Annotated in this window: 11 protein-coding genes; 9 read left to right on the top strand and 2 right to left on the bottom strand. The window is 66.0% G+C overall.

Going from position 1 to position 15,241, the window contains the following annotated elements:
• The first annotated feature begins 10 nt into the window (after positions 1 to 10).
• Both ACWJI3_RS14770 and ACWJI3_RS14765 read left to right on the top strand, forming a co-directional pair.
• Positions 11 to 760, top strand: coding sequence for a phosphoadenylyl-sulfate reductase (locus ACWJI3_RS14770; protein WP_233132926.1), 750 nt, complete (start codon positions 11 to 13; stop codon positions 758 to 760).
• A complete protein-coding gene (locus tag ACWJI3_RS14765; RefSeq protein WP_480204048.1) occupies positions 761 to 1,591 on the top strand; it encodes a type III pantothenate kinase in 831 nt (276 codons plus the stop codon).
• Here the strand turns inward: ACWJI3_RS14765 and bcp are convergent.
• Positions 1,557 to 2,036, bottom strand: coding sequence for a thioredoxin-dependent thiol peroxidase (bcp, locus tag ACWJI3_RS14760; protein WP_094512786.1), 480 nt, complete (start codon positions 2,034 to 2,036; stop codon positions 1,557 to 1,559). The genes ACWJI3_RS14765 and bcp overlap by 35 nt on opposite strands.
• A 68-nt stretch (positions 2,037 to 2,104) precedes the next feature.
• Between bcp and ACWJI3_RS14755 the strand changes: the two genes are divergently transcribed.
• Both ACWJI3_RS14755 and ACWJI3_RS14750 read left to right on the top strand, forming a co-directional pair.
• Positions 2,105 to 2,629, top strand: coding sequence for a hypothetical protein (locus tag ACWJI3_RS14755; protein ID WP_255140703.1), 525 nt, complete (start codon positions 2,105 to 2,107; stop codon positions 2,627 to 2,629).
• Between the two features lie 170 nt (positions 2,630 to 2,799).
• Positions 2,800 to 3,483 carry an alpha/beta hydrolase gene (locus tag ACWJI3_RS14750; protein ID WP_233132928.1) on the top strand — a complete coding sequence of 228 codons (684 nt, stop codon included), beginning with the start codon at positions 2,800 to 2,802 and terminating at the stop codon, positions 3,481 to 3,483.
• 17 nt (positions 3,484 to 3,500) lie between these two features.
• Here ACWJI3_RS14750 and ACWJI3_RS14745 read toward each other — a convergent pair whose 3' ends face one another.
• On the bottom strand, positions 3,501 to 5,768 hold the full coding sequence (locus ACWJI3_RS14745; RefSeq protein ID WP_480204047.1) for an AAA family ATPase: 2,268 nt from the start codon (positions 5,766 to 5,768) through the stop codon (positions 3,501 to 3,503).
• Between the two features lie 113 nt (positions 5,769 to 5,881).
• On the opposite strand from ACWJI3_RS14745, the gene ACWJI3_RS14740 reads away from it, so the two are divergent.
• The 5 genes from ACWJI3_RS14740 (at position 5,882) to ACWJI3_RS14720 (ending at position 15,240) form a co-directional block, all read left to right on the top strand.
• On the top strand, positions 5,882 to 6,967 hold the full coding sequence (locus tag ACWJI3_RS14740; protein ID WP_094512488.1) for an efflux RND transporter periplasmic adaptor subunit: 1,086 nt from the start codon (positions 5,882 to 5,884) through the stop codon (positions 6,965 to 6,967).
• Between the two features lie 10 nt (positions 6,968 to 6,977).
• Positions 6,978 to 10,385, top strand: coding sequence for an efflux RND transporter permease subunit (locus ACWJI3_RS14735; protein WP_480204046.1), 3,408 nt, complete (start codon positions 6,978 to 6,980; stop codon positions 10,383 to 10,385).
• Positions 10,385 to 10,669: a hypothetical protein gene (locus ACWJI3_RS14730; protein ID WP_094512495.1), complete on the top strand. Its 285-nt coding sequence runs from the start codon at positions 10,385 to 10,387 to the stop codon at positions 10,667 to 10,669. Before ACWJI3_RS14735 ends, ACWJI3_RS14730 begins: the two co-directional genes overlap by 1 nt.
• A 285-nt stretch (positions 10,670 to 10,954) precedes the next feature.
• Positions 10,955 to 11,968, top strand: a complete 1,014-nt coding sequence (locus tag ACWJI3_RS14725; protein WP_255101005.1) for an efflux RND transporter periplasmic adaptor subunit — start codon at positions 10,955 to 10,957, stop codon at positions 11,966 to 11,968.
• Positions 11,965 to 15,240, top strand: a complete 3,276-nt coding sequence (locus ACWJI3_RS14720) for an efflux RND transporter permease subunit (protein ID WP_094512504.1) — start codon at positions 11,965 to 11,967, stop codon at positions 15,238 to 15,240. Before ACWJI3_RS14725 ends, ACWJI3_RS14720 begins: the two co-directional genes overlap by 4 nt.
• Position 15,241: the final 1 nt, after the last annotated feature.

Below are 15,241 nucleotides of genomic sequence, written 5' to 3'. Positions count from 1 at the left end.
GATGGCGTTCATGGCCGCCACCATCTCCCCCACCCTTCCCACCGACCGCCAGGGCCTGCCACTCGACGCCGAGGCCGCAGGGGCGGTACTGGAAAGCCTCACTCCCCCGCATCAGCTGCGCTGGGGAACGGACACCTTCGGGGATCGCTTCGCCGTGATCACCAGCTTTGGCATTCAGTCTGCGGTGCTGTTGCACATGGCCGCCGCCCACGATCCCGCTCTGCCGGTGATCTGGGTCGACACGGGCTATCTCCCCCCCGAGACCTACCGCTATGCAGAGCAGCTCACGGATCTGCTGTCGCTCAATCTGCACGTGGCCCAAGCCGAGCTCAGCCCAGCCCGTATGGAGGCGCTGCATGGCCGGCTGTGGGCCACAGGCGATGCCGATGATCTGGATCTGTACCACCGCCTCCGCAAGGTGGAACCACTCGATCGCGCGTTCGACACGATCGGCGTGGCCTGCTGGGCCAGCGGGGTGCGTGGCGTACAGACTGACCACCGCGCCTCAATGCTGCCGCTCCAACCGGTGCGGGGCCGCTGGTCGCTTCGACCGCTGCTGAACTGGACCAACCGGGACGTCTACTACTACCTGCAGAACAACGGCCTCCCCCAGCACCCACTCTTCGAACAGGGGTACTCCACTGTGGGCGACTGGCACTCCAGCGGCCCCGACGACGGTAGTGGCCGCGCCACCCGCTTCGGTGGCCTGCATCAGGAATGCGGCATCCATCTCTCCGGTGTGATGGGCGAGGGCATCTAGGTGGTGGGGCTCGCCGGCGGCACTCCGGGCCGCGCTGCGAGCCTGGTGCTGCTGATCGGCAACACTCACTGGCACTGGGGGCGGCGCGAACCGGCCTCGGAGCCTGATGAACTGGCAGGCCTCCGCTGCTGGAGCACGCGGCCGCCCCAGCGCCTGGAGCCAGCAGACCGCGACCTGCTGGTGGCCTGGGCCGCCGTGGGCCCCTTGCCGCCGGAGCTGGCCTTGCCGCTGCGGCACAGGTGCACGCTTGATGCCGTGCCCCTGCTGGGCATGCCGGCCTGGCTTGGCATCGATCGGGCTCTGGCGGGCTGGGGAGCCTGGCAGCGTCAGCAGGCGCGTCTGGCGCCTCAAGGGCGCCTGGGGGGTGGTGGCCAAAGCGATGGCCCCAGTGGCGCGGTGCTGGTAGCAGATGCCGGCACGGCGCTGAGCCTCACCCGGGTGGCCGGAAGCGGCGCCTTCGCGGGCGGAAGGCTGCTGGCTGGCGCCGGTCTGCAGCTGGCGGCGCTGGCCGGGGCCACGGCCCTGCTGCCGCAACAGCGACTGCCGGATCCGGGCATGCCCCTCGACCTCTGGCCCAGCGTCACTGGAGCTGCCATGGCCAGCGGTTGCCTGTGGGGGTTGGCCCATGCGATCGCCGGGGCCTGCCGGCAACACGATCCGGAGCCGCCGGCGGGCCTGTGGCTCACCGGCGGCGATGGCCCCCGGCTGGCCCCGCTGCTGCAGGAGCTGGGTCAGCCGTTCGACCTCGTGCCCGACCTGGCGCTGGAGGCACTGGACGCGCTGAGCGCTGCCCGGCTCAGGCGGCTGGGGCGCTCAGGCCCAGATCGATGAGCACCTGCTCCGCCATTTCCTCGGCTTTCACCTTGCGGTAGATCTTCTCGAGGGTGCCATCGGGGGCCACCACGAAGCTGTGGCGCATCATCCCCATGTATTCCTTGCCCATGAACTTCTTCAGTCCATAGCTCTCGTAGGCGGTGGCCACCGGACAGGGTTCCGCATCCGTGAGCAGGGTGAAGGGGAGCTCGTATTTGCTGATGAACTTGCCGTGGCTGGCGGCCCCGTCCTTGCTGATGCCCAGCACCTTGATGCCATGGGCTTCGAACTGGCTCCACAGATCGCGGAAGCCGCAGGCTTCCTTGGTGCAGCCCGGGGTGTCATCCTTCGGATAGAAGTAGATCACCACGCGCTGGCCCTTCAGGGCGGAGAGCTGCACCGGATGGCCTTCCTGATCCGGCAGGGTGAACTCGGGCGCGGGATCACCGATCTCAAGGGTCATGAAGCTGTCCAAAGCTGGGCTGGCTGGAGCCTAGGGGCGGCTAGGGTCCGCCCACTTCCTGGCCGCTCATGGCCCCCGTCGTGCGCCTTGGTCTGATCGGAATCCTGGTGGCGCTCGGCCTGGCCGGCCTCACCCAGATGCGCCTGCACCCCCCCCTGGCCAGCCGTACTGATGCGGACACGGCGGGGCTGTTGGCGCGGCTGGAGACCCAGGAAGCCCTGCTCGGGCAGCGCCAACAGGTGTCGCTCTTGCTGAACCGTTTCGTGGGCGCGGAGATCACCCGCTACTTCTGGGGCGGCTTCACCCCTTACCTCGATGTGCTCGGCATCGAGATTCCCGCCACCATGACGGCCGATGTGGTCTTCAACCAGGACCGGGTTCAGCTGGTGCTCACCCCGACCGGTGGCGATGAGATCTACCTTGCCCGGGTGGAGGCGGTCGAGAATGCCCCCCGCGGTGCCGTCTGCCGTGGATCCCGGCCGGCGCCTGATCCCGAGGCCTTCCCCAGCCAGGACAACCGGCTCCTGTGTCCCGCCGGCTGGGTGGCCCTACCGGCCGTTCGCCCCGCCACCGCAGGGGCGGTGCGGTCTTGAACCCCTGGTGAGCGGCCTGCCGGTCATGCCCCACGCTGATGAGGTTCCGCTGCAGAGGCGCCGCATCCCTAGCACCTGACGCGCTTGGGTCTTCATGTTCGACCGATGACGAGTTGTTGGCAGATGCAACCGGGCTGATTAGGTTCGGATTGTTGTTCCAGAACTGATCCGTGCTGAAGCGTCTTGCCGCTGGCCTCCTGATGGGGTCGGCTCTCGTGGCCTCCACCCTGCCGGCCTCCGCCGCTGTTGATAACGACCTCCCCGTGCGCTGGAACACCGGCGGTGCCGTTTGGTCCACCCCCATGGGCGCTTTCGGCACCTTCCTTGAAACCGGCGAAATCACCGACCGTGGCTTGGCTGGTGGCCTCAATCTTTCCGGCTGGACGGCCGCCGAAGTGCGCGACGGTCTCTCCAAGTCGTACAGCGTCGACCTGGTCGGCGTCACCCGTTTCCTCTATTCCGATGAGGGCGTGAAGTTCCTCAAGAATCAGAGCCGCAGCTATTTCCCTTACTGGACGATGAGCACCTACGCCGTGCAGGGTCTGCGCAGCGCGATCATCGCCGATGCCAAGGACGGCCAGATTTCCTCGGCCGGAATCATGGCGGCGCTGCCGGTGGATTACCGCCTGGCTGATACCTGCGGCACCTACGACGGCAAGCAGAACATCTGCGCCGAAGGCAAGTGCAAGGAAGGTTCCGCCCAGTGCACCTCCCTGCTGTCCTGGTACGTCTTCCTGCCGGCCTGCATCCAGGCCAACCAGATGGGCGATCCCGTGGCCAAGGTTCAAAACTTCCAGGCTCCTGTGGTTGCCCCTGCCGCCGCCGACCCCATGCCCATCCGCGGCCTCTGGTGAACCCTCGCGGTTCAGCCTTACCGCCCCGGGATTCCCGGGGCTTTTTTCATGGCCACCAGCAGGGTGTGCTGCAAGGCCTGTGCCAGCTCTGCCCCTTCCAGATCGGCGCTGAGCTGCTCCAGCCGCCCGGTGGAGCTGCCGCCGAGGGCGGCGCTCAGCTGGCGCCCATAGCTCGCCCCCTCGCCGAACCAGCGCTGACGCAAACCGGCGGAGAGCGTCACGCTGAGCGGTTCGCGCCACTGTTCCGCTGCCACGCGCCAGCCCCGCGCCTCAAGGCCCTGTTGCAGGGCGTCCGCGCCGGGGCCGTTGGCCAGTTCGCCGCTCTCCCAGGCAGCCGCCTGCTGCAGGAGGGTGGCCAGCTCCCGGGGCATGGATCGCTGCCGTTGCCGCACCAGCTCAGTGAGGGCTCCTGCTGGACCGATCAGCGGCAGGCTCTGCAGCAACCGGATCTGGGCCTGGGGCGCCGCCAGCTCGTCGATGCGATCCAGCCAGGCCGCCAGGCCTGACGGCCCCAGCTCCTGAAAAGGAGAGCGGCCCACGATCCACTCGAAGCGCTCCCCCGGCTCCAGAGTCGCGATCAGCGCCTCGGGCTGATCACTGGGAACGCACAGCAGCCGCGGGCGTCGCAGCTGATCCAGCACCTGCAGCTGGGCCTCCAGCCGGCCCCGTTCCGCCTCTGCCGCCACCGTGATCACCACGCCTCCTTCCGGCGTGGCGTCGAGCGGATCCAGGCTCCACAGCAGCGAGCGCGCATTCAATACCAGGCAGCGGTTCTGCCGCTGCCACCGCACCCCCTGCCAGAAGCGCTGCCGCAGCCGCTCGAGCCGCTGGCCCTCACTGCCGATCTGGCGCCGTAGCCAACGTTGCAGAGCCGGATCCTCGGGGCCAGTGGTGAGCAGGATCCCCTGCTCGAGATCGGCTTCGGCCGCGGCCGCCAGCTGGGCAGCCCGACGCCGCTGCAGGCCCGCTCCGAGCCCTCCCTCCCAGCCCAGGGCACCCGGCTTCCAGAACACCTCCCCCTGCAGGGCACCGGGCAGATATTGCTGGGCCACCCAGTGCTCCGCGTAGGCGTGGGGGTAGCGGTAGCCCACCCCGTCGCCGAAGGCCTTGCCATCGCGGTTGGCATCCCGCAGGTGGGAGGGCACCTCCTGGCGGCTGGTGGCACGCACGCTCTTGAGCGCATCGAAGAACCCCAGCACGCTGTTGCTCTTTTCGGTGGAGGCCAGGTAGAGCGCCGCCTGGGCCAGGGGGTAGAGCCCTTCGGGCAGGCCCACCCGCTCGAAGGCGGCGGCGCAGGCCTCCACCACCACAACGGCCTGCGGGTCCGCCAGCCCCACGTCCTCACCGGCGGCGATCAGCATGCGGCGGAAGATGAAGCGGGGGTTTTCGCCTGCCTCCACCATGCGGGCCAGCCAGAACAGGGCGGCATCGGGATCGGAGCCCCGCAGTGACTTGATGAAGGCACTGATCGTGTCGAAGTGGGCATCGCCCTGCTTGTCGTAGAGCACGGCCCGCTGCTGAATCGACTCTTCGGCGATCGCCAGATCGATGCGGATCACCCCATCGGCGCCGGGGTCTGTGGTTTCCACCGCCAGTTCCAGGGCATTGAGCAGGCTGCGGGCATCGCCGCCGGCCACATCCAGCAGGTGGGCGCTGGCGTCGGCCTCGATCTGGATCGGCCGCCCGCCATAGCCATGCTCCACATCCGCCAGCGCCCTCTCCAGTAAGCGGCGCAGATCCCCAGGCTCGAGCGGTTGCAGGCGGAACAGGCGGGAGCGGCTCACCAGCGCCTTGTTCACCTCGAAGAACGGGTTTTCCGTGGTGGCGCCGATCAGGGTGATCGTGCCGTTCTCGACCCAGGGCAACAGGGCGTCCTGCTGGGCAGCGTTGAAGCGGTGCACCTCATCGATGAACAGGAAGCTGCGCAGACCGTGCCGACCCAGCCGTTCACGCGCGGCCTCCACCTCGGCCCGCAGCTCCTTCACCCCCGCCAGCACCGCGTTCAGGCTGGCGAAGTGGGAGCGGGTGGTCCCGGCGATGATGCGGGCGAGTGTGGTCTTCCCCACACCAGGTGGCCCGTGCAGGATCAGGTTGCCCACCCGGTCGGCGGCGATGGCGCGGCGCAGCAGGCGCCCCGGGCCGAGGATCGCCTCCTGGCCGACGAAGTCATCAAGCCTGCGCGGCCGCATGCGGTCGGCCAGCGGGGCGATCTGCTGGCGCTGGCGCGCAGCTTCGAAGTCGAACAGATCGGTCACAACCTTCTGGTTCGCCGCAATCCTCGGCATGCTGACCCGGTGGGTGACAATCCTGCGACCCACCCCGGCGCAGTGCATTGACGCGTGGGTCCTTCAGAATCCCCCCAACCAGAGCCTGCTGCGTGATTCTTCCTCTCCGCTCCATGTCAGTTGGAACGGGTGTGTCTCTGGCGGCCGCCCTGCTGGCACTCTCGGGTTGTGGAAGCGGCCCGCCAGCGCCGCAGCAGCGCCAGGTGCAGGTGTCCACCCAGCCGGTGGCGCTGGGTCGCTTCAGCAACGATGTCGACACGATCAGCACCCTGGAGGCGATTGAGGAGGTGCAGCTGGCCGCCCAGACCGCCGGCCGCATCGAGCGCCTGTTCGTGCGTCAGGGCGATGTGGTGCGCCAGGGCCAGCTTCTGCTCGTGCTCGACCAGGCCCAGGTGCGCGCCGATGTGGCCAGCCTGATCGCGCAGCGCGACAAGGACCGGCTCAATTACGAGCGCTTTGAGTTCCTGGTGCGCCAGGGTGCCGCCAGCGCACTGCAGCGTGATCAGCTGCGCGCCGAATACATCCAGTCGCGCGAGGCGGTGGTGGCCCGACAGGCCGACCTTGCCTTCAACAACCTCACCGCGCCGATCGGGGGGGTGATCAGTGACCTGCAGGTGAAGCAGGGCGATGTGATCGCCGCCGGCGCGCCCTTCACCAAGGTGGTGCGCAACGACCGGCTGATGGCCCGCATCGATGTGCCGGGGGCCTTCAGCGACCGGGTGCGGCCCGGCCTGCCGGTGGTGCTCCAGGAGCCGCTGGGCGATCGGGTGCTGGCCAGGGGCGTGGTGGGATCGGTGGACCCGGCCGTCACCCCCGGCACCCAGGCGTTGCTGCTGAAGGCGGAGTTCCCCAATCCCAATGGCGCTTTGCGCACCGGTCTGCGGCTGCGCACCCGCGTGCAGCTGGCGGCCGGCGATGTGCCCTCCGTGCCGTTCGTGGCGGTCACCCAATCGTCGGGTCAGAGCTTTGTGTTCGCAGTGGGAACCCTGCAGGATCTGGAGCGCAACCCCGGCAGGGCCGACCTGGAGGCGCTGCGCAAGTTGCCACCGGGCACCAGCTTCGCCTTGCAGGTGCCGGTGCAGCTCGGTGAGCTGCAGAACAACCGCTATCCGGTGCTCAAGGGCGTGGATCTCAACGATCGGGTGATCACAACCAACCTGCTCACCCTGCGTCACGGCACACCCGTGACGGTGAAGTAGGGAGCCGCCGATGTCTGCTTCCGACAATTTCATCACGCGGCCGGTTCTGACCACCGTCTGCAGCCTCCTGATCGTGATCGGCGGATTGATTGCGATTCCGCTGCTGCCGATCGAGAACCTCCCTGATATTGCTCCGCCCACCGTCACGGTTAATTCCAGTTACAACGGCGCCGATGCGGTGTCGGTGGAGGAGGGGGTCACCAATGTGCTGGAGCAGCAGATCAACGGGGTGGAGAACATGGAGTTCATCACCTCCTCCAGCTCCGCTTCTGGGGCCAGTTCCATCACCGTGTCGTTTGCCAGTGGCACCGACGGTGACATCAACCAGGTGAATGTGCAGAACCGGGTGTCTCAAGCCCAGCCCCAGTTGCCCGAAGAAGTGAGGCAGTCGGGGGTCTTGGTGAACAAAGCCTCCAACTCCATTCTGCTCGTTTATAACTTCGGCAGCGAGGATGCCGCCAATGCCTACAGCACGGAATTCATCAGTGGTCTGCTTGACCAGAACCTGATCGATGAGCTCAAACGGGTGCGTGGGGTGGGCAACATTGCCTACGCCGGTAACCGCAAGCTCGCCTTCCGTCTCTGGCTCGACCCCGACCGGCTCGCGGCCAACAAGCTGAGCTCGGCCGATGTGGTGAACGCGTTGCGCAGCCAGAGCCGTCTGGTGCCGGCCGGCCAGGTGGGCGGCGAGCCTTCACCGGAGGGCCAGCTGTTCACCTTCACCGTGCAACTGCAGGGCCGCCTGCGCAGCACCCAGGAATTCAGCAACCTGATTCTGCGCACCACCGATCAGGGCGGCCTGGTGCGTCTGCGAGATGTGGGCCGGGTGGAGCTGGGGGCGGAAAGCTACGACGCCAATGCCACTGACCTCAGGGCGACACCTTCTGTGGGCCTGCTGGTTTATCAGCTGGGCGGCAGCAATGCTCTGGAGGTGTCAGAGGCGGTGGAGAACGTGATCGAGAACTTCCGGCTCACGATTCCGCCGGGAATGAAGATCGAGAAGATCTACGACACCACCGATTTCATCAACGCGTCCATCAGAGGCGTCACCAACTCGCTGCGGGATGCGGTGGTGCTGGTGGTGCTGATCCTGTTCCTGTTTCTCCAGAACTGGAAAGCCACGCTCGTGCCCGGCATTGCCATTCCTGTGGCGCTGGTGGGTACCTTCCTGTTTGTGAAGGTGGCGGGCTTCTCGCTCAATCAGCTCACCCTGTTCGGCCTGGTGCTGGCCACAGGCCTGGTGGTGGATGACGCGATCACCGTGATCGAAGACACCTCCACCAAAAAGGGGCAGGGCATGACCGCCCTGGAGGCCGCCAAGAGCACGATGAACGAGCTGTTCGGTGCCGTGATTGCCACGTCGCTCGTGCTGTTTGCGGTGTTCCTCCCGGTGCTCTTCTTCCCGGGGGCCACCGGCACGATCTACCAGCAGTTCGCCGCCACGATCATCTTCTCGGTGGCGATCTCCACCTTCAATGCGCTCACCTTTTCCCCCATGCTCTCGGCCCTGCTGCTGGCCAGGGAGGGGGATCCGCCAGGCCGCCGGGCTTACACGATCGCCGGCGGATCCATCGGCTTCATCTACGGCCTGCTGGTGAGTGGCCGCGGCGCTCTGCTGGTGATCGGTGTAGTAGTCGCGGGCCTGCTGCTGGGCTATCTGCTGAGTCTGATCACCCGGCTGCCACTTCGTCTGCCCATCACGATCGGCGCTGCCGTGGTGGGGCTGCTGATGGCCCGGGTGGAAGCGCCGATCACGGTGCTGGTGTTCACCGCGATCGGCGTGCTGGTGGGTTTCTTCCTCGGCCCGATCTTCAAGGGCTTCAACCGGGTCTACGCCTCCGGAGAAGCGTGGTACCAGCGGGCCCTGGGCTGGGTGCTCAGCCGCCGCGCCCTGATCATGGGAGTGCTGGTGGGGGGCGTGGTGCTGACGGGAGTGGCCTTCACCTCGATCCCCTCCGGCTTCGTGCCGATCGAAGACCAGGGCTATGCGATCGGTTTTGTGCAGGCCCCCGATGGCAGCTCGTCTCAGACCACCAGCAAGATCAATGATCAGGTGGCGGAGATCCTTCGCACCGAAAAAGACATCAGTACCGCTTTGCTCATCAGTGGCTTCAGCCTGGATGGCAATGCCCCCAACAAGGGCCTGTTCTTCTTCGGTACCAAGAACTGGGACGTACGTCCCAACCCCGATCAGGCCATGGAGGCGATCGTGGAGAGGCTGAACCGCAAGCTTTCGGTGATCAGTGGCGCTCGGATTTTCGTGGTGGAGCCCCCCGCGATCCCCGGCTACGGCACCTCCGGTGGTTTCGAGTTCCAGATGCTCGACCAGAGCGCCGGCGCCCTCACCCTGCCCGATTTCTTCGCCAGAGCCCAACAGCTGATCGCCAAGGCCACCGCCACCGGTGATTTTGGCCGGGTGTTCACCCAGTTCAACCCTGAATCTCCGCAGTTGGAGGTGAGTGTCAACCGCGATCAGCTGGCGGCTCTCCAGGTGGATTACGGCCAGGCGATGCAGGCCTTCAGCTTCTATTTCGGTGGTGCCTACATCAACGACACCTTCCAGGAGGGCAAGATCCGGCGTGTCTATGTGCAGTCGGATGAGGCTTTCCGGGCCACGCCGCAGCAGCTCACCTCGCTGTTCGTCAACAATCTCAAGGGTGAACCCGTTCCGTTGGCAGAGGTGTTCACGGTGGAACCTGCCACCGGCCCTTCGGTGATCCCTCACTTCAACCTGTTCCGCTCGATCAAGGTGGAAGGCAGCCCGGCGCCGGGGCGCAGCTCCGGCCAGGCGATCACGGGCATTCAGGACCTGTTCAAGCAGATGGAGGTCAACGGGCTCGGCTTCGACTGGACCGGCCTCTCGCGCGAGGAGATCAAGGCCGGAGCGCTGGCTGTGGTGATCTTCGCTCTCGGCATCCTGGTGGTGTACCTGGTGTTGGCCGCCCAATATGAGAGCTACACCGATCCGATCATCATCCTGATGACCGTGCCCACCGCCATGCTCGGCGCTCTGGCGTTTCTGGCGGCGCGCGGCGAGGTGCTCAACATCTATGCCCAGGTAGGCCTGGTGATGCTGATCGGCCTGGCGGCCAAGAACGGCATCCTGATCGTGGATCTGGCCAACCAGCGCATGGCTGAGGGGGCCACGGCGATGGCGGCGGCGCGGGACGCGGCGGAATCCCGCCTGCGGCCGATCCTGATGACGGCCATCTCGTCTCTGTTTGGCTTTCTCCCCCTGGTGCTGGCCAATGGTGCCGGCGCCCGCAGCCAGGCCTCACTCGGCACCGTGGTGTTCGGTGGCCTCACGGTGGCCACGGTGTTGTCTCTGTTCGTGGTGCCTGTGTTTTACGTGGTGCTGAAGGGATTCGGCTCCGCTGAGGCTTCCAAGCCTGACCAGTTGCCCTCCGCTGCTCCCTGATGGCCTGTCCTCCCGAGCCCCTGCAAGGCCGCCGCATCGTTCTCGCCGGACTTGTGGGGGCCGTGCTCGGTCTTTCCGTCAGCCTCTTTCTTCAGGCCATCGTTGCCCATACACCGGTCACGGTGAGCTCCAGTGCTTTGGTGTGGTTCCGCATCCTGTTGGCCTCCTTCGGCAGCCTGGGTGGCATGGCGATTGAAACCGTGCGACAGCTGCAGGTCACTAACCCGGATCCCGCCTACCACAGGAAGGTTTACCGAACGGGCCGAAGCCGCGAACGGATCTGATCCTTCCGATCGGCACAGTGGGCATCGGTGCCACAAGGTTTACGCGGGTCTGTGATAAGCAATCGCTTTCCCTATCGCATCCCCACGCAACCCATCAACACGCAACGGAGTGGCGATGGGTGTAGACACCACAGCCGTTGTGCGCCAGCCTGGGGCGAACGCATGACCAGGCAGTTGCGGCCACCCACCACCGTTCTGGCGGCATCCTCTCTTCTCTCGCTGGTTGCTCTCATTGGCTGTGCGCCGGCCAAGCTTCCCGAGCAGCCCCCGGCGGCCGTCAGGCTGGTGAATCCACGCACTTCCGTCTTCACCGACTCCGCCGATTACCAGAGCACGCTGGAGGCTATCCGCGAGGTCAAGCTCGCTCCAGAGATCGATGGCCGCATCGTGGCGATGCCGATGCAGGAGGGCCAGGCGGTGCGAAAGGGAGAGTTGCTCTTCCGGCTCGACCAGGTGCAGCAGGAGGCCACCACCAATTCGGATCGGGCGGAAGCCCGGAAGGACCTGGTGAACGCCGAGCGTTATATTTTTCTCAACGAGCAGGGTGCCGTAACCACCAAGGAACGTGATTTTTATGTCACCCAGGCTCTGGTGAGCCGTGATCGGCTGCTGTCCTCGAAAGCCACCCTGGGTTACAAGAACGTCACGGCTCCGATCACCGGTCAGGTGGGCAGCATCAACGCCAAGCTTGGTGATGTCGTTCGTGCCGGCGGTGTCGTCACCAGCGTGGTCGACAACTCCCGCCTGTGGGTGCGCCTCGATGTGCCGGGCACCGATGCCGCCCGCGTGAAGGTGGGGATGCCCGTGGTGCTGAGCGCGCCCGATCGCCCCGAGCTCACGGCCCGCGGCGCCGTGAGTTTTGTGGCCCCGTCCCTCGACAAGGAGCGCCAGACCCTGCTGGTGAAGGCCACCTTCGCCAACGACGACGGCGTCCTGCGCAACAGCCAGCGGGTGAACGCCAGGTTGATCTTCTCGCAGGGCAACGCGTTGTCGATTCCCGAGCAGGCGGTGCTGCTCCAGGCCGGCAAGACCTTTGTGTTCCTGGCTGTGAGCCCCGAGGAGGCACGGCAGCGGCTGGGCCGGCCGATTGAGCCACCGCCACCCGCCGGTGCCCTGGTGGCGGTGCAGGTGCCCGTCACCCTGGGCACGCTGCAGGGCGGGATGTTCCCGGTGGCTTCGGGCCTGCAGAGCACCGATTCGGTGATCCTGGGCAACCTGGCCCAGTTGCGCAGTGGCCTGGCTGTGCGCGCCGCCGCTGCAGCGGCGCCTGCTTCCGCCCCCCCGGCGGCCCGTCAATGAGCCTTTCGGACACCTTCATCCGCCGCCCCGTGCTCAGCACGGTGTGCAGTGTGCTCATCCTGCTGGCAGGCGTGATCGCCCTGCCCCTGCTGCCGATCGAGAACCTGCCGGACATCGCTCCGCCCACGATTCAGGTGAACGCCAACCTGCCCGGGGCCGATGCGCTCACGGTGGAAAGCGCCGTGACCGGGCCGCTTGAGGAGCAGATCAACGGGGCGCCGGGGATGGATTACATCACCTCCACCAGCACCGGGGAGGGCAGCAGCCAGATCAACGTCTACTTCAAGCCGGGCACGAACGCGGACATCGATCAGGTGAACGTGCTGAACCGCGTTCAGACCGCCACCCCGCAATTACCGCCCCAGGTGAATGCTCAAGGGGTCACGGTTCAGCAGACCTCCGGCAGCTACCTCCTCGTTTACAACCTCACGTCCACAGCAGGCCAGTTCGACGGCACCTTCTTGAACGGGCTCCTGCAACTGAATCTTGTGTATCCGCTCACGCGCGCGGATGGTGTCGGCCAGGTGAACATCTTCGGGGCCAGTGATCCCGCCTTCCGCCTCTGGGTGGATCCACTACGGCTGGCCCGTTTCAACCTTTCCATCACCGATGTGGTGAATGCGCTGAAATCTCAGAACGTGGTGGTGATCGCTGGCAGCGTGGGCGGCCCGCCCTCACTGCCCACAAACCGCTCCACCTTCCCGATTCTGGTGAACGGCAATCTGGAGACAGTTGGTGACTTCGAAAAACTCATTCTCTCCAAGGGCCCCGACGGTGGATTGATTCGTCTGGGGGATGTGGGCCGCGCAGAATACGCCTTTCAGAACTTCAATCAGGCCGCCATCAATGCCATCAGCGGCTACCCATCGGTGGGCTTCGGGGTGATCCAGTTGCCTGGCAGCAATGCGATTACTACAGCGGATGCAGTGGATGAGGTGCTCACCCAGTTCCGCAACTCCCTGCCGCCAGGTGTGGTGCTGGAGAAGGTGTTTGACCAGACCGACTTCATCAATGCCTCGATCGAAGGGGCCCTCGATGCCCTGCGCGATGCGGTGGTGCTGGTGCTGCTGATCATCTTCCTGTTTCTGCAGGATTGGAAGGCCACGGCCGTGCCGGCCCTCGCCCTGCCGATCGCCCTGCTGGGGGCGATGGTGTTCGTGAAGGCGTTCGGCTTTTCGATCAACGAACTCACGCTCCTGGGCATCATCCTGGCCACCGGCCTGGTGGTGGATGACGCGATCGTGGTGGTGGAGGCCGTGTCGGCGCGCATCGAAGCCGGCGACCCACCGTTTGTGGCGGCCTCCAATGCCATGAAGGAACTCACTGGCGCCATCCTGGCCACCGCCCTGGTGCTGCTGGCCGTGTTCGTGCCTGTGGCCTTCTTCCCGGGCGCCACCGGCGTGATTTACCGGCAGTTCGCGCTCACGATCGTCTTCTCGATCATCGTGTCCACCTTCAATGCGATCACCGGCAAGCCACTGCAATCGGCGTTGCTGCTCGGTGGCGGCAAAACCGAACCCAGAGGCTGGCGTTGGACGGCGATCGGCGGGGCCTTCGGTGCGTTGTACGGCACCCTGGCCGGCGGCTGGCTGCTGGCTGTGGTGCTGGGCCTGGTAGGGGCCGTGGTGGGCACCTTCCTGATGCCCATCTTCACGGCCTTCAACAAGGTGTTCGACCAGGTGGCCCGTGGCTATGCCGCCCTGCTTCAACAGGTGATCCGGCTTAGGCGGCTGGTGCTGGCGGCGTTGCTGGGCGGGGTGCTGCTCACCGGCGCCGCCTTCGTGCTCATTCCCACCGGTTTCGTTCCCACCGAAGACCAGGGCTATGGCCTTGGCATCATCCAGTTGCCGGCCCAGTCGTCGATCGAGGCCACCATGGCGGTGGCGGATGAGGCCCGCAGGATCATCGCCAAGGAGCCGGATGTGGTGTCCGGAGAACTGGTGGGTGGGGCCGGATTCAACGGCGGCTCGTTGAACCAGGGCATCTTCTTCTTCGGCTTCAAGCCGATCGAGGAACGCACCAGCCCAGAGCAATCGGCGAATGCCATCATCGGGCGGATGAACCAGGCCTTCGCCAAGATTCCCGGGGCGATTGTGCTCGCTCAGGCGCCCGCGGCCGTGCCTGGCTTCGGCGCCCAGGGGGGGCTCTCCTTCCAGTTCAACGACCTCAGCAATGGCGGCTACAGCCCCACCGAACTGGCCGGCCTCGCCAAGCAACTGATCGCCAAGGCCAGGGGCACCGGCACCTTCGGCAACCTCTACACCCAGTTCGTCAGTGATGCGCCGGTGTGGCGCCTCGACGTGGACCGCGACCGCATGGCCTCGCTCGACATCGACTTCAGTGCCGCCATGGAGGCCCTGGGTACCCTCACGGGCGGCAGCTTCGTGAACCAGACCTACGAGCAGCAGCAATACCGGCAGGTGTATGTCCAGGCCGATGCGAGCCACCGCACCATGATCCAGGACCTCAACAATCTCTATGTGAGCAACCGCTCCGGTGGGCTGGTGCCTCTTTCCAACGTGGTGAAGGCCCGCCTCGACAGCGCCCCGCCGATCATCAGCCACTTCGATCTCTATCGCACCGTGCTGATTCAGGGGGTGGAGGCCGCCGGCAAGAGCAGTGGCCAGGCGATCGATACGATCGCGGCGGTGTTCCGCCGGCTCAATTTCGCCAACATCGGCTCAGCCTGGTCGGCGTTGACCCGATCGGAGGTGCAGGCCGGCGCCCTGGCCATCCTGGTGTTCGCGCTGGGGATCGTGGTGGTGTACCTGGTGCTCTCCGCTCAGTACGGCAGCTACATCGATCCGCTGATCATCCTGATGACGGTGCCCCTGGCCATGCTCGGGGCGCTGATGTTCCTGGTGTTGCGCGGCCAGGTGAACAACGTGTACGCCCAGGTGGGCCTGGTGACATTGATCGGCCTGGCGGCCAAGAACGGCATCCTGATCGTGGATCTGGCCAACCAGCGCATGGAGCAGGGCATGAGCTCCGCCGAAGCGGCCATGGCGGCCGCCTGCTCACGCCTGCGCCCGATCCTGATGACGGCCATGGCGGCATTGGCCGGTTTCTTCCCCCTACTGGTGGCCAGCGGTGCCGGCGCCCTCAGCCAGCAGTCGCTGGGGGCCGTGATCTTCGGTGGCTTGCTGGTGGCCACGGTGCTCAGCCTGTTTGTGGTGCCCTCCTTCTATGTGCTGATGAAGCAGCTGGAAGCCTCCTGGTTCCCCGCCAGCCAGGCCACCGAACCGGTGCTGCCGTCAGGCCCGGCCGCCTGAG

The organism is Marcopretia estuarina LEGE 06307, from assembly GCF_056633115.1.
The sequence above is the reverse complement of the archived record's forward strand: the minus strand, read 5'-3'. Positions and strand labels throughout refer to the sequence as shown.

Bases quoted from the DNA above. Each gene is read 5' to 3' on its own strand.
- ACWJI3_RS14735 (WP_480204046.1), top strand. From the start codon at position 6,978: ATGTCTGCTTCCGACAATTTCATCACGCGGCCGGTTCTGACCACCGTC.
- ACWJI3_RS14730 (WP_094512495.1), top strand. From the start codon at position 10,385: ATGGCCTGTCCTCCCGAGCCCCTGCAAGGCCGCCGCATCGTTCTCGCC.
- ACWJI3_RS14745 (WP_480204047.1), bottom strand. From the start codon at position 5,768: ATGCCGAGGATTGCGGCGAACCAGAAGGTTGTGACCGATCTGTTCGAC.
- ACWJI3_RS14720 (WP_094512504.1), top strand. From the start codon at position 11,965: ATGAGCCTTTCGGACACCTTCATCCGCCGCCCCGTGCTCAGCACGGTG.
- bcp (WP_094512786.1), bottom strand. From the start codon at position 2,036: ATGACCCTTGAGATCGGTGATCCCGCGCCCGAGTTCACCCTGCCGGAT.
- ACWJI3_RS14755 (WP_255140703.1), top strand. From the start codon at position 2,105: ATGGCCCCCGTCGTGCGCCTTGGTCTGATCGGAATCCTGGTGGCGCTC.
- ACWJI3_RS14770 (WP_233132926.1), top strand. From the start codon at position 11: ATGGCCGCCACCATCTCCCCCACCCTTCCCACCGACCGCCAGGGCCTG.
- ACWJI3_RS14740 (WP_094512488.1), top strand. From the start codon at position 5,882: ATGTCAGTTGGAACGGGTGTGTCTCTGGCGGCCGCCCTGCTGGCACTC.